General features: G+C 69.5%; 16 protein-coding genes. 10 read left to right on the forward strand and 6 right to left on the reverse strand.

Translation table 11 applies throughout. From position 1 onward, the window contains the following. Nucleotides 1-16: 16 nt before the first annotated feature. Together ACFV3R_RS00580 and ACFV3R_RS00585 are read right to left on the reverse strand one after the other, a co-directional pair. Entirely contained in the window at nucleotides 17-1636 is a 1620-nt protein-coding gene (locus ACFV3R_RS00580) for a type I restriction-modification system subunit M (protein ID WP_385573023.1), read from the reverse strand. Nucleotides 1637-1653: 17 nt separating this feature from the next. Then, a complete protein-coding gene (locus tag ACFV3R_RS00585) occupies nucleotides 1654-3804 on the reverse strand; it encodes a hypothetical protein (RefSeq protein ID WP_385573025.1) in 2151 nt (716 codons plus the stop codon). Nucleotides 3805-4028: 224 nt separating this feature from the next. On the opposite strand from ACFV3R_RS00585, the gene ACFV3R_RS00590 reads away from it, so the two are divergent. The 3 genes from ACFV3R_RS00590 (at nucleotide 4029) to ACFV3R_RS00600 (ending at nucleotide 7718) form a co-directional block, all read left to right on the forward strand. Then, nucleotides 4029-4571 carry a hypothetical protein gene (locus ACFV3R_RS00590; RefSeq protein WP_385573027.1) on the forward strand — a complete coding sequence of 181 codons (543 nt, stop codon included), beginning with the start codon at nucleotides 4029-4031 and terminating at the stop codon, nucleotides 4569-4571. Between the two features lie 316 nt (nucleotides 4572-4887). Beyond that, complete coding sequence (locus ACFV3R_RS00595; RefSeq protein ID WP_385573029.1) at nucleotides 4888-7347, forward strand: AAA family ATPase; 2460 nt, start codon at nucleotides 4888-4890, stop codon at nucleotides 7345-7347. Then, a complete protein-coding gene (locus ACFV3R_RS00600; RefSeq protein ID WP_385573031.1) occupies nucleotides 7344-7718 on the forward strand; it encodes a hypothetical protein in 375 nt (124 codons plus the stop codon). The genes ACFV3R_RS00595 and ACFV3R_RS00600 overlap by 4 nt, the downstream gene beginning before the upstream one ends. 161 nt (nucleotides 7719-7879) lie before the next feature. Here ACFV3R_RS00600 and ACFV3R_RS00605 read toward each other — a convergent pair whose 3' ends face one another. Then, nucleotides 7880-8362 (reverse strand): NUDIX domain-containing protein, encoded by a 483-nt coding sequence (locus ACFV3R_RS00605; protein WP_385573033.1) that lies wholly within the window; start codon nucleotides 8360-8362, stop codon nucleotides 7880-7882. Between the two features lie 10 nt (nucleotides 8363-8372). Next, nucleotides 8373-9602, reverse strand: coding sequence for a helix-turn-helix domain-containing protein (locus ACFV3R_RS00610; RefSeq protein ID WP_385573035.1), 1230 nt, complete (start codon nucleotides 9600-9602; stop codon nucleotides 8373-8375). Between the two features lie 216 nt (nucleotides 9603-9818). Between ACFV3R_RS00610 and ACFV3R_RS00615 the strand changes: the two genes are divergently transcribed. From ACFV3R_RS00615 to ACFV3R_RS00645, 7 genes are all read left to right on the forward strand, one after another. Next, on the forward strand, nucleotides 9819-11066 hold the full coding sequence (locus ACFV3R_RS00615; protein ID WP_385573037.1) for a methionine adenosyltransferase: 1248 nt from the start codon (nucleotides 9819-9821) through the stop codon (nucleotides 11064-11066). Next, nucleotides 11066-11992 carry an aminoglycoside phosphotransferase family protein gene (locus ACFV3R_RS00620; protein ID WP_385573040.1) on the forward strand — a complete coding sequence of 309 codons (927 nt, stop codon included), beginning with the start codon at nucleotides 11066-11068 and terminating at the stop codon, nucleotides 11990-11992. The genes ACFV3R_RS00615 and ACFV3R_RS00620 overlap by 1 nt, the downstream gene beginning before the upstream one ends. Next, nucleotides 11989-12699 carry a histidine phosphatase family protein gene (locus tag ACFV3R_RS00625; RefSeq protein WP_385573042.1) on the forward strand — a complete coding sequence of 237 codons (711 nt, stop codon included), beginning with the start codon at nucleotides 11989-11991 and terminating at the stop codon, nucleotides 12697-12699. The genes ACFV3R_RS00620 and ACFV3R_RS00625 overlap by 4 nt, the downstream gene beginning before the upstream one ends. Then, entirely contained in the window at nucleotides 12692-13987 is a 1296-nt protein-coding gene (gene serS, locus ACFV3R_RS00630; protein ID WP_385573044.1) for a serine--tRNA ligase, read from the forward strand. The genes ACFV3R_RS00625 and serS overlap by 8 nt, the downstream gene beginning before the upstream one ends. Further along, nucleotides 13988-15004 carry a glycosyltransferase gene (locus ACFV3R_RS00635; RefSeq protein ID WP_385573046.1) on the forward strand — a complete coding sequence of 339 codons (1017 nt, stop codon included), beginning with the start codon at nucleotides 13988-13990 and terminating at the stop codon, nucleotides 15002-15004. It abuts the gene before it with no gap. 269 nt (nucleotides 15005-15273) lie between these two features. Continuing rightward, entirely contained in the window at nucleotides 15274-16044 is a 771-nt protein-coding gene (locus ACFV3R_RS00640; protein WP_385573048.1) for a hypothetical protein, read from the forward strand. A gap of 49 nt (nucleotides 16045-16093) precedes the next feature. Then, nucleotides 16094-16681 carry a class IV adenylate cyclase gene (locus ACFV3R_RS00645; protein WP_385573050.1) on the forward strand — a complete coding sequence of 196 codons (588 nt, stop codon included), beginning with the start codon at nucleotides 16094-16096 and terminating at the stop codon, nucleotides 16679-16681. A gap of 419 nt (nucleotides 16682-17100) precedes the next feature. Here ACFV3R_RS00645 and ACFV3R_RS00650 read toward each other — a convergent pair whose 3' ends face one another. Together ACFV3R_RS00650 and ACFV3R_RS00655 are read right to left on the reverse strand one after the other, a co-directional pair. Continuing rightward, the gene (locus ACFV3R_RS00650; RefSeq protein ID WP_385573052.1) at nucleotides 17101-18003 is read right to left on the reverse strand and encodes a phosphotransferase enzyme family protein; all 903 of its coding nucleotides are present in this window, start codon (nucleotides 18001-18003) and stop codon (nucleotides 17101-17103) included. A 126-nt stretch (nucleotides 18004-18129) separates the two neighbouring features. Beyond that, nucleotides 18130-18510, reverse strand: coding sequence for a hypothetical protein (locus tag ACFV3R_RS00655; protein WP_385573054.1), 381 nt, complete (start codon nucleotides 18508-18510; stop codon nucleotides 18130-18132). Between the last annotated feature and the right edge of the window lie 3 nt (nucleotides 18511-18513).

The following is an 18513-nucleotide window of genomic DNA, read 5'->3' on the forward strand; positions in this document are numbered from 1 at the left end:
CGGTGCGGATAATGCCTCATGCCAGCCTTCCCAACTGTTCCCGAACCACGGTCTCCAACTCCGCCGACCTGTCGAACAATCCGTACAACTCCTCCGTGAGCGCAGCGATTCGCTCCCCCACAGCCTCCGCGCTCTCCTCCTCTGCCTCAACGGCCCCCACGTACCGCCCCGGCGTCAGCACATACCCGTGCTCCCGGACCGTCGCGAGGTCGGCCGAGAAGCAGAACCCGGCCTCATCCGCGTACGTCAGCCCCGCCTCACGAGCCGACGCCGTTCCCCGCCACGCGTGATAGACGCCGACGATCTTCGCGAGGTCGGCTTCCGTCAGTACCCGCTCCGTCCGGTCCACCATCTCGCCCATGTTCCGGGCGTCGATGAACAGGATCTCCCCGCGTCGGTCGTCCAGGCGCTTCGCACCCTGCGGGGTCTTGTCCTTGGCCAGGAACCACAGGCACGCCGGGATCTGCGTCGTGCGGAACAGCTGGGACGGCATCGCGACCATGCAGGCCACCAGGTCAGCCTCGATCAACGCCTGCCGGATCTCGCCCTCACCGCCCTGCTGCGAACTCATCGACCCGTTGGCCAGGACGATGCCGGCGGTGCCTCGCTCGCCCAGCTTGGAGATCATGTGCTGGAGCCAGGCGTAGTTGGCGTTGCTCTTCGGCGGCACCCCGTACCGCCACCTCGGGTCGCCCTCGTCCCGCGCCCAGTCCTTGATGTTGAACGGCGGGTTGGCCATGACGAAGTCGGCCTTGAGGTCGGGGTGCTTGTCGTCGGCGAAGGTGTCGCCCCAGCGGGGGGCGAGGTTGCCGTCGATGCCGTGGATGGCGAGGTTCATCTTGCCCAGGCGCCAGGTGCGCTCGTTGAGCTCCTGGCCGAAGACCGAGATGTCGGCCTTGTGGGCGCGCCCGGCGTGCGCCTCGATGAACTTGGCTGCCTGGACGAACATGCCGCCCGAGCCGCACGCGGGGTCGTACACGCGCCCCTCGTACGGCTCCAGGATCTCCACGATCAGTCGGACGACGGACTGCGGGGTATAGAACTCGCCGCCCCGCTTGCCCTCGGCCCGCGCGAAGTTGCCGAGGAAGTACTCGTACACCTCGCCCAGCACGTCCTGCGCCGGCTTGTCGCCGCTGCCGCCGAAGCGGGCGTCGCTGATGAGGTCGACGAGTTCGCCGAGGCGCTTCTGGTCGACGTTGTCGCGGTTGAAGATCTTCGGCAGGACGCCCGTGAGCGAGGCGTTCTCGCGCATGACGGCGTCCATCGCGTCGTCGAGGAGCTTGCCGACGCCCTGGCTCTTGGCGTGGGTGGCGATCCACGTCCACCGCGCGGTCTCCGGGACCCAGAAGACGTGGGCGCCGGTGTACTCGTCCCGGTCCTCCAGGAAGTCGTCCATCCGGTCCTCGGTGATGCCGTCGTCGGCGAGTTCCGCGGCGAGCTGGGAGCGGCGCTCGTCGAAGGCGTCGGAGACGTACTTCAGGAAGATCAGGCCGAGGACGAACTCCTTGTACTGCGCGGCGTCGATGGAGCCGCGCAGCTTGTCGGCTGCCTTCCACAGGATCGCCTGGATCTCCTTGGCGGTGGAGGCGCTGAACAGCTCCGCCTGTTCGGTGGGTTTCTTCGCAGCGGTGGCCATGGGGCGGGCCGTCTCCTTCAGTCGTCGGTTCCGGGGAGGTTCTGGAGGGTGAGCGTGCCGTCGGCGATGCCGGCGGCGGTGAGGCGGACCATGTCGTCGAGGGCGGCGGACTGTTCCCGCAGGAGGTGCGCGCGGGTCTCGATCTCCGCGAGCACGGCGTCGAAGCGCTCGGCCTCGCGCCTGCCCAGGTCGGGGATGAGGAGGTCCTCGACACCTCGCGAGGCCCGCACCGCGCCACTGGTGCGCGCGTACTCGGCGGCGGCCGCCCGCAGCAGTGCCGCGAGTACCCGGGGCAGCACCGGCGGGTCGGCGTCGGGGTGGACGCGGAGGATGCGGGCCGGGGCCGCCACCAGGGACAGCCCGGCCTCGTCGACGTAGGTGCCGAAGCGGGGGCTGGTGGTGACGATGATGTCGCCCGGCTCGGTGAACAGGGCATGCTCGTAGCCGGTGAGGAGGACGCCGCGGTCGATACGGCGTCCTCCCGGGCGTGCGATGCCGAGGACCTCGTCGGGGGTGAGCACGGTGTAGTGGCCGTCCGCCGTGAGGTGTTCGTCGGCGAAGCGGTGCCCGGGGCGTCGGCGCAGGCGCCGGTCGTCGAGGAGCCGGCGCACGGTGGTGCGCCGCACAGGCTGGTCGTCGGGGCGCAGCACGACCTGGGCGTTGAGTGCCGCGCGCAGGTCGGTGTGCAGCCGGGTCTGCTCGTGCAGCTCCGTGAGGCGCTGCTCCAGGGCGCTGATGCGGACCGGACGCTCGACGACGCCCCGGGTGTAGCGGGCCGTGGGCGGGCGGTGCTGGGTGGTGAAGGCGGCGCCCGGCCGGTCGTCGAGGTCCTTCGCGGGGACGATCACCGCGTGGCGGGGTTCGTGGCGACGGTCGCCGCGCCAGGGGGCGGCGCGCCAGATGGCGATGTCCTCGGCGAGCACGTCAAGGGCCGTGTCGGTGAGCGGCTGCGCGGAGTAGTCGGCGAGGAGGACCAGGCCGGTGCGGTGTTCCGCCGAGGTGCGGGCCAGCACCCAGAGGGCGGTCCGGTAGCCGGGACGGTAGGGGAACGCCCCGTCGGGCAGGCTCACCGCGGCCTTGAGTAAACCGTCCCGGAGGAAGGACCGGCGCAGGCGGTCGGCCTCGCTGTGCGGGGGGAACGGGCGGACGAGCACATCGGCGGGGCCGAGGACGACGGCTGTCGAGCCTTCGCCGAGGTAGTCGGTGAGTGCCTGCACCTGTTCGAGGACGACCTGGGGACTGCGGTTCTCCCCCGGCTCGTAGGGGAGGACGGAGACCAGCAGATCGGGATATCCCCAGTCGTCGACGGGCAGCTCCTCCCCTTCGGTGACGCCGAGGTCGAACTCGTTCACGCCGCGGACGAGCATCCGGCGGCGGACCAGGCGGGCCCGCACCGGGTCGGGGTCGGCGGCGAGGTAGGTGTGGCCGGAGTCCTCGGCGGACCGGGCGTGCAGGGCCGCGAGGACGTCACCGGAGCGTGCGTACGGAGTGGCCACAACGGAGCCCTCGTCGAGGGTGGCGACGCCGGACAGGGCAGCGAGGGCACGTACTACGGCCGGGGTGGGCTCGTCGGCGGCCAGGTCGTGGGAGCCGAGGCGGCGGCGGGCCTCCAGGACCCAGTCGCACGCCTCGGCGGGGGTGTAGGCGGCCTCGGTCAGCTCGTCGGCCAGTGCGGCCAGCTCGGGACCGAGGTGGTCCGGCTCTGAGACGGCCTGCAGCTCGGTCGACAGGTACGTGTCCTCGGGATCGAGCTCCTCGGCCTGGGTGAGGACCGCGTCCCAGCTCCGGCCCGAGAGACGAGCGTCGAGTTGCCGGCGCAGGCAGATCAGCGCGGTCAGCGCCCCTACCAGCACGGAGGCAGAAAGGGCGGGCTTCCGCCAGGCGGCGAGCGTGTACAGGGCCAGTTCGGCCTGCAGGCGGCGGGGTTCGGCGTTGCCGCGACCTGTCGTCGTCAGCCAGTCGACCACCGTGCGTGCGTCGAACAGGGGCCGCCCCTCCTCGTAGGCGACGGGAGCGGGGAAGTCCGGGTGCCTGCGGCTCCAGGTGGTGGGGACGGGCCGACGCACCTGGGCGAGGGTGGCGATTTCCGCATAAGTGATCCGCCAGGCGGACGGCTCGGGCACGATGGGCGACGCGGTTCCTTCGCGGGTGCTGGTCACTCGCTCCACTCCCCCTTCCTTTCCGGCCCGGTTCTGGCACCTCGCCGGCCGGACGGCGGCCCCTTCGAGGCAGGACGAACCTTATAGCGAGAGCGAAAGAGTTAGAGTGGAAACGTTGATAACCCCGGTTATCAGCATCTCCAAGACGTTTTCTTGCCCTCCGGTCCCACTCTGGTGCTCGTTCGGCGCACCGACACCCGGTGCACACCGCAGTCGCGATCCGGAGGTCTCCCATGACTGACATGTCCTCGACGCCGCCCGCCCAGCCGCCCGTGCCGGGCCCGCCGCCCGCCGGGCGCAAGCCCTCGCGCCGCAAGGCATGGCTCACCCACGGCGCGACTGCGCTCGTCGCGCTCCTCTTCGGTGCCGCGATCGGTGGCGGCGGAGAGTCCGGCGCTGCGGCGGGCTCCTCGAGTCCCGCCCCTGCCGTCACGGTCACCAGGACCGCCGCAGGCGAACCGGAGCCGGCCGTCACGGTCACCGAGACGGTCACCGCGAAGCCGAAGCCGGTGAAGAAGTCCGGCCCCCCGAGCAGCTTCTCGGGCGAAGGCCAGTACCTCGTGGGCGAGGACATCCAGGCCGGCACCTACCGGACCTCCGGCCCCGAGAAGGACAGCATCATCCCCAACTGCTACTGGGCCCGCCTGAAGGACGCCTCCGGCGAGCTCACCGCGATCATCGCCAACGACAACATCCAGGGGCAGGGCCGCGTCACCGTCAACAAGGGTGAGTACTTCAAGACCAGCGGCTGCCAGGAGTGGCAGAAGGTCGGCTGACGTCGAGGGGCCTCCTCCCCCAGCCGTCTGAGGGGCCTCCCGTCACGCGCTCTCAGGGGGAGGGCCGCCCTTCGAGCAGACGGCCCCGCGTACGACCTCGGCGGCTGACCGCTGCCGGGGAACCGGCCCCACCGGCGTCGGACGACGGGCACGTCCTCGGCGACCGAACCCACCTCTCCACTTCGTCATCTCCGATATCTCCGATATCTCCGGCTGCCGGGTCCGTGGAACCGACACACGCGGACACCCAGACGCCGCCCATGCGCACAGCTTTTGCGCCACCCCCTGGACACGTACCCGATCAAGGACCACTCCCATGACCAGTTCGGAACAGAACGAATCCGCCACGTCCCCTTCCGTCCCCATCGCCCAGCAGACTGCCGCCGGCGAGTCCGTTCCGCTCGCAGACCTGGTGGAGACCCGTCTGGCGGCCGCGCCCCTCGGTGAACCGGTGAAGGCGCTCCTGACCGAGGCACTCGGCAGCGCGCAGAAGCCGGGGAACTCGCCCACGGGCCGGATCTTCCTCGGCTCCGTCTCCGTGGAAGGCTTCCGCGGCATCGGCCCCCGGACCTGGCTGAACCTCAGCCCCCGCCCGGGTGTCACGCTCGTCGTGGGCCGCAACGGCTCGGGGAAGTCCAGCATCGCCGAAGCCATCGAGACCGCGTTCACCGGCACGAACACGCGTTGGCTGGGGCAGGATGCGACCCGTACCAGCAACTGGCGCAACCTGCACGACGGCGCCAGGACGGAGATCGAGGTCAAGCTGACGGTCGAGGGCGACGCCGGCCGGAGCACGCTCACCCGCGCCTGGACCGGCCCCGACATCACCGACTGCGCGGCCACGTTCCGGCGACCGGGACACGGCGCGGTCCCCCTCGACCAGGCGGCGTGGAGGCAGGCCCTGACGGACTACCGTCCCTTCCTCTCGTACGTCGACCTCGGCCGCATGATCAGCGGCAAGCCCTCCCAGATGTACGACTCCATCGCCACCATCCTCGGACTCGGGCACCTCAGCGCCGCCTACAACCACCTCGGGCTGCAGGAGAAGGAGCTGGGAGACGCGGTCAAGGCGGGGAAGAACGAACTGCCGGAGATCAAGGCGTCGCTGTACGCACTTGAGGACGACGAGCGTGCGGTTCAGGCGCTCGTCGCCATGGAGACGAAAGGTCGGCCTGACTTCGAGGCGCTGGACGGCCTCGTGGCGGGCCTGCCCTCCGACGATGACGGTCTCCTCGCCGAACTGCGTGCCGCGGTCGACATGCGGGGACCCGACCTGGAACAGGTCGGAACCGCGGTGGACCGGCTGCGCGAGGCACTGGCCGGAGTCGAGGACGTGCGTCTGAGCGGGGCCGAGGACGCGTTGCAGCGCGCCGGCCTGCTGGAGAAGGCCCTGGCCCACAGCGACCGTCATCCCGACGAAGGGGCCTGCCCGGTCTGCGGCACGGAACAGGTCCTCGACGCCGCGTGGGCGGCCGACGCCAGTGCCCAGATCGCCCTGCTCCGGCAGGAGGCGAAGACCGCCGAGGACGCGCGCACCGAACTGCGGTCGGCGGCGCGGGAGGCTCAGAACCTCATCGAGACGCCTCAGCGGATCCCCGTCGCCCTGACCGGTCCTTGGAGCGAATGGCTTGCCTGCCGGGCGATCAGCGATCCGGCTCAGCTCGCGCAGCGCTTCCACGACACCGCCTTGACCCTGGCCGACGCCTGCGCCGCTGTGCGGGACAACGCCGTACGGGAGCTGGAGAAGCGGGACGAACGCTGGCGTCAGCTCGTCACGCGTCTGGCGAGCTGGACGGAGAAGGCCCGCGCCGCGGCGGACGCCGAGCCCCGGCTCGGCCACGTCAGAAAGGCCCGCGGCTGGGTCAAGACGCTCACCGCGGAACTGCGGGAGAGGCGTATGGAGGGCTTCACCGGCCACTCCCAGCGCATCTGGGAGAAGCTTCGCCAGGAGAGCGACATCGACCTCCAGTCGGTGAGCCTCCAGGGCAGCGAGAGGGCCAACGTCCGCAAGCTCGTCATGGACGTCACCGTCGACGGGGAGGAGGCGTCGGCGCTGAGCGTCATGAGCCAGGGAGAGCAGCACTCCCTCGCGCTGTCCCTGTTCCTGCCCCGGGCCGCCACCGCCGACAGCCCCTTCGGCTTCATCGTCATCGATGACCCCGTGCAGTCCATGGACCCGGCCAAGGTCAACGGGCTCGCCCAGGTCCTGCACGAGCTCGGCGAACACCGGCAGGTGGTCGTGTTCACCCACGACACCCGGCTGCAGCGCGCCTTCACGACCCAGGAACTGCCGGTCACGGTCTTCGAGGTCCAGCGGGGCAAGGCGTCCAAGGTGAACGTCAAGGCGGTGACCGATCCGGTCCGCCAGGCGATCGCGGATGCCAAGGCCCTCGCCAGTACCGAGAGCCTGCCGGAGGCGGCCCGCACCCACATGCTTCCCGCACTGTGCCGGATCGCGCTGGAGAACGCCTTCGTCGAGGCGGCCTGGGTCCAGCACCTCCGCTCCGGTGGCTCCGAGCACGATCTGCATTCCGCCGTGGCCGACGCGGACAAGCTCATGAAGATGGCCGCGCTGGCCTTCTTCGGTGACATCGGCCGCACCGGCGATGTCTACCGGGAGCTCCGTACCCGTTGCGGCCCGCGTGCGGTGGACCTCCTCAAGCAGTGTCAGAGCGGTGCCCATGCCACGGGAGCCCGCATCCCCTACGCACACCGCTTCGTGACCGAGATCAGTGAGCTGGCGCAGAAGGTGCGCAGGACGGAGGTGGCGAAGTGACCGGCGCCGCAGGTACGTCGATCGATGAGCTGCTGCTCACAGCGGACCGGTTGCTCTCCGACCCCAGCGTCGAAGCCTCGGCGGCCGGCCGGCACCGTGGGGCCTCCCTCGCGCTGCGGACCGCCCTGGAGATCGCGGTCGACCACGCGCTCGACGCCGTGATGCCGGGGCTGGCGGGCGTCAACATGCGGGCGAAGATGCTCTGCCTGCGCTGCTACACCGCCGCGACCACCGCCCGCAAGGCCAACGCCGTCTGGTCGCACCTCTGCCTCGGGTGCCACTACCACCAGTACGAGATCGGCCCCACCAAGGACCAGGTGCACCGGTGGCGTGGGGAAGTCGACTGGCTTGTGAACGTACTGATCCACTAGCCGGAAAGTCATCGTCAGTCCACGCGTAGGCGTCCCATGGGAGCTCTGTCGGGGGCTGCGCACAGCCTGGGGCAGGGCTCCGCTCTGGGCACCTCTGCGGCCCCCTCCGTCGGGCAGATGGCGCGAGACGCGCGCGTGTTCTGCGCCATGCCCAGCAACGCTCAGGACTCCGATCGGGCCCTTTCCCCGTTCTCCAGGTAGGCAGTCACTCCAACCGCACGCGCCTCCACACCTGCGGCGACGCGACGGGCGAGCCTAGGGATGGTGAGCTCCGGCACTTTGATGACCTCGTGGAACGCATACCCGCGAAGCTCCTCCGTCTGCAACATGATGCCCTGGCTTTGGTCCACGCTGAGGCGACCCCCGTCGAAGAGGTAGAGAACCTTGTCCCCCTCCGCCGAGCTCGGTGCCCAGTCCACAACGAGCAGACGTCCGATGGCCGGCCTGATCCCCAGCTCCTCATGGACCTCGCGCACGCAGGCTTGCAGCGGGGACTCGCCGTGCTCGACGTACCCGCCGGGGATGTCGAGGTAGTCCTTGTACGTAGGCTCCACGAGGAGGACCCGGTCAGCGTCGTCGAAGAACAGCGCGCCGGCCGCCATGCGCGGGTGGGCCATCTTGGCTTCGTGCTCGTTCTCGGTCACGGGGTGGACTCTAGCCACCGACGACCCCGAGTCGGCGGGCGAGGTCCGCGACGGGCTGGGAGGGCCGGCCGCGGGTGCCGCGGATCCAGCCGATGATGAGCTCGCGGCTCATGTAATGGTGCCGAACCTGCTCCGGAGCAATCTGTTCGGCCTCCAGGAGGGTGGCCAAAGCCTCGTCGGTGCGGTTCCAGGCGCTGAGCGCCCGAGCCACTTCCAGGCTGTGCCTCACCCGTCGCTCCAGGGGCAGGCCGCTGGTGTCGATGTGCTGACCGACGTCCGCGGCGATCTGAAGGTCCCCGAGTTCGCCGGCGGCGGCGACGCGGTGGATGGCCACGTTGGTCGGGCCGAAGGCCGTCCAGAGGTGGTTCGCGTCGGCGCCCAACCGCTGAGCGGTGTCGTCGGCCTCGCGGAGGAAGCTCTGTGCCGTCGCCCGGTCCTCTGCCCTTGCCGCCGCCATCGCGCCGGCGAGGAAGAGGGTGCCGTAGACGGAGAGGTAGGCGTCGTCCGCAGTGCTCAGGCCGGGTTGCAGGGCGTCCGCGGCACCGTTCACCAACTGGATGGCGGCGGTGAAGCGGCCGGTCGACGTCAGGCAGTGCGTGACCGCCCGGAAGAGCGACCCTGTCACCGCGCTGTCGCCACTCTGTTGGGCAGCCGCCAGACCGCGGTCGGCAGCGATCCAGGCGAGTTCCGCCTCTCCGACCTTGCCCAACGTCATCGCCGCACCGTGGTAGGCCAAGGCGAGCTGGGTGTAAGCCTCCCGCCCCTCGCCGCCGGAGTACGCGCGCGATGCGGCAAGCGCCTCGGCGAGGACGAGAGGGAGACGCCGGGTGGCGAACCCATAGCGTGACGCCTGGTAGGCGTCGAGGACTGTCTTCACGTCGCCCCGGAGAGCGTCGAGCGCCGGCGGTTCATCTCGGGCCACGCTCCCGAGAAGGGGCGTGAGCTGCGTGTAGTCCATGAGGGCTCTGCGTAGGGCGGGGACCGTGTGGCGCCCGCTCTCGGAGGACCACTCCATGAGGGTCGGCTCGGCCAGCAGGTCTCCGAGCGAGACGTCGAGCGCCTCGGCGAGGGAGGTGATCACCGAGAGACGGTCGAGCTCGATCCGGTTGTTCTCCGCCTTGCTCAGCCAGTCGGTGGTCCGTCCGACCAGACCCGCCAAGACCTCCTGAGAGAGGCCCCGTCGCCGCCGGTACCAGGCGACGCGCTCCCCGATGGACAAGTGCTGTGTCAGTCCTCGCATGTCCCGAGCATCACCTCGTGCCGCGAAGGGACCCCGGAAGGATTTTCCGGGGTCCCGCCGTACAGCGCGCCTACTGTCACAGCAGAGCACGGAACCGGGTGCCTGAACAGGCCGACTCCGTTGCCTCGCACCCGACTTGCCGCCTGCCAGGAGCTGAGCTCCTGGTCGCAGCTTGCCCGCACCTCCTCTTCTCACAGCACGAGATCGGAGCTTGGCATGCGTAGAACGTTCCTCACGAGCGGTGGCCACCTGGTCATCGAGGCCGGCACCGTCAGGCCGGGCCCCACCACCATCGTCGAGCGCAAAGGGCTCGGCCATCCGGACACCCTCGCGGATCACCTCGCCGAGCGGCTGTCCCGCGCATACAGCCGCTACACCGTGCGCCACTTCGGCGCGGTGCTCCACCACAACTTCGACAAGCTGGCGCTCCTGGGCGGCGGTAGTGAGGTCCGCTACGGCGGGGGCACGATGACCGCACCGGTGCGGGTGCTGGTCAACGGCAGGGCGGCTCCTACATGCGGCGGTGAGCGCATCCCGGTGGCCGAGATCGTGCAGGCGGAGGTGCGGGCCTTCTTCGCCGAACGACTGCCCGAGGTCTCTGATCACCTCGACATCGCGTACAACATCACCAGCAACTCCAGCCCGGGCGCGGTGCTGACCGGCGACGGTGTGCCGGACCGCACGCGGTGGTTCAGCCCGCGATCGGTCGACGATCTGCGTGAACGCCGTGTCCGCCTGTCCAACGACACCTCCCTGGGCACCGGCTGGGCGCCGGAGAACCCCTTCGAGTCCTTCGTACGGGAGCTCGTGAACCACTTCTCCGGGGAGAACGACTTCACCCGCGCTCACCGCTGGTGCGGTTCCGACGTCAAGCTCATGGGCTACTGGGACGGCGCACAGGCCGACGTCGTCCTGTGCGTACCGCAGAAGTCCCGCCACGTGGCCAGCCGGGCCGAGTACATCCGCAACGCCGAGACCGTCCTCGCCGAGTGCTACCGAATGGCTGCTCTACGCCTGCCCGACGCCGGGGCTTCCTTCCGCCTGAACGCGCGAGACGTGCCGGAGAAGGACGAGCTGTATCTCACCTACACGGGAAGCTCGATCGAGTCGGGCGACGAGGGCGTGGTCGGCCGCGGCAACCGCGTGAACGGGCTCATCACACCTCTGCGGCCCATGAACCTGGAGGGTGCGAACGGGAAGAATCCCGTCTACCACGTGGGAAAGCTCTACAACATCGCTGCCCAGCGGCTGGCCCGCCGCCTGTACGAGGCGACGGGCGAATACGCCGAGGTACATCTCGTCAGCACCACCGGGCAGCGGCTCGACGAGCCCTGGCGGATCTTGGTCCGACTGGCCTCACCGGCTGTCGAGATGGACAAGATCCAGGCGCTCGTCGCCGAGGCGATGTCGGAGTTCCCCGCCCTGACTGACGAGCTGGTGTCGGACGGCGTGGTGCTCAGCTGATGGCTGCACCTGTGATCGGTCCTGTTCCCTCCTCAGCCCGCCGGCGGCTTCTCGCCCACTACGGCGAAGCCGCCGGCAGCTGGACCGAGACGGCACCATCCCTCCTGGCTGAGGCGGCTCGGCGCTGGAAGCTGCGCCTCAGCGGCTACCACGACGCCGGCCACAGCTCCGTCGTCGCCGTGGCGACTGACCCGCACGGCGAGGCGGTGCTCCTGAAAGCCTGGTACGAGCCCTCCCGCCACCGTGACGAGATCCTCGCGTTGCGGCTCTGGTCGGGAGGGCCCGCCGCGGCGGTCATGGAGACCGCGGAGGACCTGCGAGTCGCGGCGATGAAGCTGGTCGCAGGACGCCCCGGCGGTGCTCCCCGACCAGCCCAGGAGACGCGCGCGGCGGCGTCAGCGATCCAGCAGCTTCATGCCATCGGAGCGCGACAGCCGCAGACATCTCTCCTGCGGCTGGGGGACCACCTGCAGAACACGGTCCTCCCGCGCGTCGCCCGGCGATCGGCGGTTCTGGATCTCGGAGCGTGCGCGCCTCTCGTGCGCCGGGCGGTGCCGGAGATCCACACACTGACGGAGTCGCTCGCCCGCCGGACCGTCCTCCACGCGGATCTCTACCGGGACAACGTCCTCTTCGGTGCAGACGGCCGCGCTCAGGTCATCGACCCACACCCCATGGCGGGTGACGCCGCCTTCGACTGGGCCTTCTGGACCGTGTACTACCAACTCGGGCAGGACACCTTCCCGCGTATGACCGTCGCGTCCCGCATGTCAGGCATCACGATCCCGGAACTCGCGTCGTGGTGCCGCGCCGTCGCGGTGGACGGGCTCCTCTACTACACGGAGGCCGGCCTCCCAGAGCGGGTGGCCGCGGCGAAGGTGTTGCATTCCCTGATGGCGCCGGAGGCCGCGAGGGGGAAGGCATGACGACGCACGTCTTGCGGCACGCCGAGACGGATCACAGTCGCAGATACCTGGTGAACGGTGACCCGGGCCTCCTGCTTCCGCTCAACGAGGACGGGCGACGGTCCTGCGGCCAGGTATGGCACACGCTGCCCCTTCGCAACACGGCGACGTGGCTCTCCAGCGAGTTCCTGCGGGCCAGGCAGACGGCCGCCGCGTTGATGGCGGTGCCCACGCCGGACCTCGTGGTCGACCCGCGTCTGAACGAGCTGGCATACGGAGACTTCGAGGGTGGGCCTTTCCTGGCCTATGCCGCGTGGCTGCAGCGATGGGGCGGCTGGCAGCGTCCTCCCGGGGGACGCGAGTCGCAGCGGGAGGGTATTCGACGCATGCTGCTCGGTCTCCTGGCGGCCGTGGACCAACCGGGGCCACGGATCATCGTCTGCCACGGGCTGCTCGCGTCGGTCCTTCACTGGTACCAGGACCGGACCGGTGACGCGCCCATGCCGCTGTTCTTCCCCGAGGCCCCGTACCTGCAGCCGATCTCGTTCGAGAACGCTGAACTGCAGCGTTGCGCAGAGGATCTCCTTGCCTATCTGGCCGACGAGAAGGAGGTGGTGAATGCGGGCGCCGGTGGTGCGGAGGTTTTCCGGATCGGGGCGCAACGGGATGTTGCTACCTTCGATCGCGTAAACCACCCACACGCACAGAGGGAAACCCCCGATGCATGATGCTCGCGTTCTGATCGACATGGGCGAGGACGCCGTCCGCCGCCTGGCCCGCCGCGGTTACACGCTGGACCTCTCCTCTCTGGAGTCCCTCCAGTCCCGCCGGAACAAGAGCATCCAGTCCGGTGACGAGCTGCGCTCCGAGTCCAAGCGCGTCGCGCAGGAGGTACAGCGGACAGCGAAGACCGGAGGTGACATCTCGGCGCTGAAGGAGGCCGCCCGCAAGATCAAGGAGCAGATCCGCGAGGCCGAGGCAGAGCAGGACCAGGTTCAGCAGGAGCTGACCGAGCTGCTGCTCACGATCCCCAATCTGCCCGCCGACGAAGCGCCCGACGGCGACTCGGAGGACTTCGCCGTCGAGCAACGCCGCGTCGGTACCCCGCCCGCCTTCTCCTTCGAGCCCAAGGACCACGTCGACCTCGGCGAAGGCATGGGCATCCTGGACTTCGGCCGGGCGACCAAGCTCTCCGGACCGCGCTTCAGCGTCCTGCGCGGCGCCGGCGCGGCCCTGGAGCGAGCCCTGGCGACCCTCTTCCTCGACCTCCACACACGCCGCCACGGGTACGTCGAGCAGTCGGTCCCGTTCCTCGTCTCCCGCAAGACCATGACCGGCACCGGCCAGCTGCCGAAGTTCGAGGAGGACCTGTTCAAGACCGGTGTCGCCGATCGTGATCTGTTCCTCATCCCCACGGCCGAGGTACCGCTGACCAACCTGTACGCGGACGAGATCGTTCCGGCGGCGGAGCTGCCGATCGCTCTCACCGCGCAGACGCCCTGCTTCCGCTCGGAGGCCGGCTCGTACGGACGGGACACTCGCGGCCTGATCCGGCAGCACCAGTTCACCAAGGTCGAGATGGTGCGCATCTGTGCGGCCGACGAGACCCGCTCCGAGATGGAGAAGATGGTCGGCCACGCCGAAGCGTGCCTGAAGGAGCTGGACCTGGCCTACCGCGTGGTCACCCTGGCCGCCGGAGACACCGGCTTCTCCGCTCAGCTGACCTACGACCTCGAAGTCTGGCTGCCCAGCCAGAACACCTACCGGGAGATCTCCTCGGTCTCCGACTTCGGCACCTTCCAGGGACGCCGCGCAAGCATCCGTACGCGCGACGAGAACGGCAAGCCCACCCCGGCAGCGACGGTGAACGGCTCCGGACTGCCCGTCGGCCGCACCCTGGCCGCGGTGCTCGAACAGCACCAGCAGGCTGACGGCTCCGTCCTGCTGCCCGAATCCCTCGTGAAGTACCTCGGCTTCCGCCGGATCAAGGCGGACGGAACCCCTTCGGAGGAGTAGATGCTTGTCGGCGTCTGCGATTTTCCCAGCAACTACGCATTCCCGCCGGTCGGATACGGGGGCATCGAACGCTGGCTCTGGGCCGTAGCTGTAGGAGCACGAACCGCAGGCGCCGACGTCCACCTCCTCGGGCCCGGCTGGCGCGCGAGCCTGGGGGACGCGTGGGTCCGCAAGCCGGTCCGCCTGGAGGACGCCACCCCTGGCTCACTGGTCGAGCGCGAGCTGCAGGCCACCGGCTACGACCTCTTGGTGGTCGGCCATGAGTACCCGTCCCGGCCCTCCTGGGTCAGGACCTGGCGCGAGCTGGGCTGCGACGTCGCAACCTTCCAGCACGCACCGTCTTTCCAGCACCACCCAGAGGCGTTCGACGGGGAGCGGTCGCGTCTGTACTGCTACTCGCCGGAGATGACTGAGCGGTACGCCGCGCAAGCTCCACGACAGGAGCTCGCCGTCCACTTGGGCCTTGGTGAGGCGGAGCCTCCGGCTGTGCGCGGCGAGGAGCTGGTCTGGCTCGGCCGAATAGACCAGGACAAGGCACCTCACCTCGCCGTGCGTGCTGCGGAGCTGCTCGGGCGCCGTATCCGCATCGTCGGCCCCGTGTTCGACGAGGACTACGTGCGCCGCCACGAGAAGGCTTTCGCCTCGGACCACGTGGACTGGGTCGGAGAGGTGGGTGGAGCGGCCAAGGCAGCCGTTCTCCACCGGGGAGCCGCCTTCGTTTACACGTACGCGCGGGACTACGTGGAGGCCGGCGCCGCGGCGTTCGGTGAAGCCCTCCGGTCCGGGACACCGGTCGCCGCGTTGACCTGGCGCGAGGGCACCTGCGCCCAGGCGGCGCTGTGCGGCGAGACGGGCGCCGCCGTCGTCACCGACCCGGAGCAGGATGACGAGGCGGCCTCCACTGCGCTCGCCGGGGCTATCGAAGAAGCTGTGTCACTCGATGCCAGAAGGGTGCAGGAGATCGGCTTGGCTCGTTTCGATCCGGCGCGGCACTTCAAGGCCCTGGCGGCCGGTTGATGGAGACCCACTCGCGCGCGTACGAGGCCGTGGCCGCGTTACGACAAGCCCTCGGCCCACAATGGGAGTTCTCGCTACCGCACCGCTCGGGGGACGCTTTCGACATCCGGCACCGCGACGCCGGTACACCGTACGTACCTCCCCGGTCGATACCCGCCTGGGCGGACGTGTTGGAAACTCTTGAATCCGCCTTCGCTGCCCGTGGGGTCAGCCGGGACCAGTGCCTCCCTCTGCGGTGGGGCCGGGAGACCGAACTCACCATCTCCGCCGTGCAGGCTCTCGACCCCCTGCTCAAGCAGGGCAAGGCCGTCACGTTCCGGCAGGGCTTCATCCCTCAGCCCGTGGTGCGCCTCACAGGAGAGCGTGACTCGCACGGTGAACTGCTCGACGGCTTCCTGACGTCCTTCGTCAACGTCTCGCGGGTCCAGTACATCGCCCATCTCGACGAGTACGCCGAGGCCCTGGATGGGTGGTTGTACGTCCTCTCTCGCCTGGGCTTTCACGCCCGGCACATCCGGTTCTCGGGCCGCGCCGAGGTCTGGCACCGGCGGCAGGTCGCCGGAATGACGCTGATGTTCCACCACTTGGACCTCGCAGTCGGGGACATGGTCCTGCTTTGGAACGTCGGCCATCCCGACCGGCTGGCTCTGGACCTTGGCACGGGGCTGGAACGTCTCCTCTGGGCGCGGTCACGACGCCCATGGGGTGACCTCCTCTTCGGCGGATTCAGCGGGACGGCGATGCCAAACGTCCTCGACGCCATGCGAACGGCGACGCTGCTGCTCGGAAGCGGCATCACACCGGCAGCACGAGGGGCAGGAAGCGTGACGCGGCGCGCGCTGGCGACCGTTCCGGCCGATCTCCTCCGCTTCGGCTCCAGCTCCATCGTGCGGGCCTTCCATGACTTCTGGAGCACCTGCACCCCTCTGCCGGTACCGTGGCCGGCGGTCACCAGCGCCATGGAAGCCGAGCTTGCCAGCCGCATGGATCGGAAAGGCTGCGGCAGAGGCACGCAGGCCGGCGCGAGATGCGTCACCTGAAACAGAGCGGCGGGCTCGTCCCCATCTCCTGATTCCGAGAGAAGGACCCGTGAAGCACGAGTACGAGGCGAAGTTCCTGGCCGTGGACGCCGCCGGCCTCCAGGCAAAGCTGACCGCCCTCAACGCCGTCCAGGCGTTCCCCCGCACACTCCTCACCCGCAAGATCTTCGAGAACGACTCCCTCGACGGCGGCGCCTGGGTCCGACTGCGTGACGAGGGCACCCGTTCGACGCTCACGCTCAAGCAGGTCACCGACGCCACGACGATCGACGGCACCACGGAGATCGAGACCGAGGTGACCGACCTGCACGCCATGGCCGACATCCTGCGCAGGGTCGGCCTCACCGAAGTCCGCTACCAGGAGAACTACCGCGAGGAGTGGCGTCTGGGCGAGGTCGCCTTCGACTTCGACACCTGGCCCGACCTCCCCACCTTCCTGGAGATCGAAGGACCCGACGAGGCGTCGGTGCGCCAGGCAGCCGCGCTCCTGGACCTCGACTACTCCCAGGCCCGCTTCGGCAGTGTCGACGAGATCTACAAGAGCGAGGCCGGCCGCGACATCCTCGCCGAGCCGACGCTCCTGTTCTCCGACGCCGCGAAGCAGGATGACGCCGCCGCGATGTCCCGGGGACTCTGAGGACAAAGGCGGCCGGGCGGATGCTGACGGAGATCTCCATGCGCGCCAGGGCAGTCCCCGGGATCGCCGGGTTCGCTCGCGGAGGACTGGCCGCCCCTGCGGCCACCGACGACGACAGTGAAGGGGGCCGACGGCATCTGCTGGCTCTACTGCGGGCGGCGGTGGACGCGCGTCCTATGGATCGGCCCGGCCAAAGTCGCCGGCGCCCAGGCACCCATGTGCGCGTGCGGCCCCTGCATCCGCGAGCTGCAGGAGCGGATCTGGCAGTCCCTCCTGACAAGGACCACGCGCGCTTGGAATAGGAGCATCGGACTGCCGGTGGTCGGAACTAGCACCCGGCGCCGCCTCTCGGAGCAGGTGGCGGCGTCCGGCTTGCCGAGCGGGCCCATGGCTTGAGGACCGTGTGGTGCGGCTGCTGGTCAGAAGGGCGCCCACTTCCGCCGTGAACCGCCCTCCCTCAGCGTGGCGATGCGCTTGGCGACTTCTTCGGAAGCACGTGGATCAGTCCCAGCGTTCTGCGCGAGCCAGGTGATCATCAGCAGCTCACGAACGCTCCGCAGTACGGGGTACCCGGGCCACTTCCTCACGTCGAAGCCGTACGCCGCCGCGAAGCCGGCGTACTCGTCCGCCGTGTGCCAACCGAAGCTCTCGTAGTACATGGCCGTCTGCGTGAGATCCCACTCACGGGGACCGACCGCGAAGCCGTCGAGATCGATGACGTGCGGCTGCCCGTGGGAGTCACGCAGTACGTTGCCCACGTTGAAGTCGCCGTGCACGTGCCCTCGTGGCAGGGCGAAGTCGAGCCGGTCATAGCTGGTGGCCAGGTCCGTAGCCAGGGCGGTGAGGTAGGAGCGGGCTTCGGCGCCGATCTCCGCTCGACGGAGGCGACGGCCGACCTTGTCGAAAGGTCGCAGCTCGGGGAGGGAAGCAGGTGGAGCTTCGAGAGCGTGCAGTCGTCGGAGCAGAGAGCCCATCTCTCGGGTGCTGGCGTACTCCTCGCCGTCGACCAGTCCCTCCCAGAAGGTCACCGGGTGCCCGTGGACCGCGACCGGTTGCTCAGCCGTGACAGCGAGCCGCACTGCGGGGTACTCCTCGCGGGACAGCCAGTGGGCGATGGCGACCTCTCGGCCTACCGACGGCAGGCGGTCAGGGTGACGCCCGACGCGGGACACGATCTGGCCGCCGTGCATGCGGAAGAGGGCGTGGTCGCCCAGCCTCAGCAGCTCGACCTTGCCTGGAGTGAACCCCACGATCGTGCAGGCTGCTCGCAGGGTGCCTTCAGCAGACTGGGCGTCGAATCTGTGCAGATTTTCCGTTGTCATACGTGTGCACCTTCCCACCCCAGTGCCCCGTGGGCCCGGTCGGCGGATGGGCGGTAGAGCGTATTTGAGGGCTGTGGCGACGGGATAGGCCCGCCGCCACAGCCCTGCCCTCGGGACGGGGTGAGGTCAGAAGGTGTAGGGGCGGAAGGGCTTGGCGGGTGTGGCTACTTCGCTCAGGAGATGGTCGAGCTGGGTGCGGTCGTCGTCGGCCATGAGCTGGACGGCGTTGCCGAGGGTGGGGTGGGTGAGGCGGGCCATGAAGGGGGCGAGGAAGTCCTGGAGGGCGTCGGGGGCTTCCATCTTTCGCTGGAGGTACTGGTTGTAGCGGTTCATCTGTTCCTTGACCTCCTCGAAGTCCCAGCGGGTGGCCGTTCCCGCGGTGGTCTGCTCCTCCTTGGTGAAGGGGCGGCCGTCGCGGTGGGACCAGGTGTGGGTGTCGCGGCGTCGCGTGAAGTCCGCGTCGCAGAGCAGGGCGACGACGTGGGGGCGGGGGGCGGTGTCGGGCATGCG

The sequence above is a fragment of the Streptomyces sp. NPDC059740 genome, assembly GCF_042733155.1.
In the GTDB taxonomy this organism is placed as follows: Bacteria; Actinomycetota; Actinomycetes; order Streptomycetales; family Streptomycetaceae; genus Streptomyces.

Coding starts and splice junctions, on each gene's coding strand:
- ACFV3R_RS00625 (WP_385573042.1), top strand. CDS start 11,989: ATGACGACGCACGTCTTGCGGCACGCCGAGACGGATCACAGTCGCAGA.
- ACFV3R_RS00610 (WP_385573035.1), bottom strand. CDS start 9,602: ATGCGAGGACTGACACAGCACTTGTCCATCGGGGAGCGCGTCGCCTGG.
- ACFV3R_RS00655 (WP_385573054.1), bottom strand. CDS start 18,510: ATGCCCGACACCGCCCCCCGCCCCCACGTCGTCGCCCTGCTCTGCGAC.
- ACFV3R_RS00635 (WP_385573046.1), top strand. CDS start 13,988: ATGCTTGTCGGCGTCTGCGATTTTCCCAGCAACTACGCATTCCCGCCG.
- ACFV3R_RS00590 (WP_385573027.1), top strand. CDS start 4,029: ATGACTGACATGTCCTCGACGCCGCCCGCCCAGCCGCCCGTGCCGGGC.
- ACFV3R_RS00595 (WP_385573029.1), top strand. CDS start 4,888: ATGACCAGTTCGGAACAGAACGAATCCGCCACGTCCCCTTCCGTCCCC.
- ACFV3R_RS00650 (WP_385573052.1), bottom strand. CDS start 18,003: ATGACAACGGAAAATCTGCACAGATTCGACGCCCAGTCTGCTGAAGGC.
- ACFV3R_RS00620 (WP_385573040.1), top strand. CDS start 11,066: ATGGCTGCACCTGTGATCGGTCCTGTTCCCTCCTCAGCCCGCCGGCGG.
- ACFV3R_RS00615 (WP_385573037.1), top strand. CDS start 9,819: ATGCGTAGAACGTTCCTCACGAGCGGTGGCCACCTGGTCATCGAGGCC.
- ACFV3R_RS00580 (WP_385573023.1), bottom strand. CDS start 1,636: ATGGCCACCGCTGCGAAGAAACCCACCGAACAGGCGGAGCTGTTCAGC.
- serS (WP_385573044.1), top strand. CDS start 12,692: ATGCATGATGCTCGCGTTCTGATCGACATGGGCGAGGACGCCGTCCGC.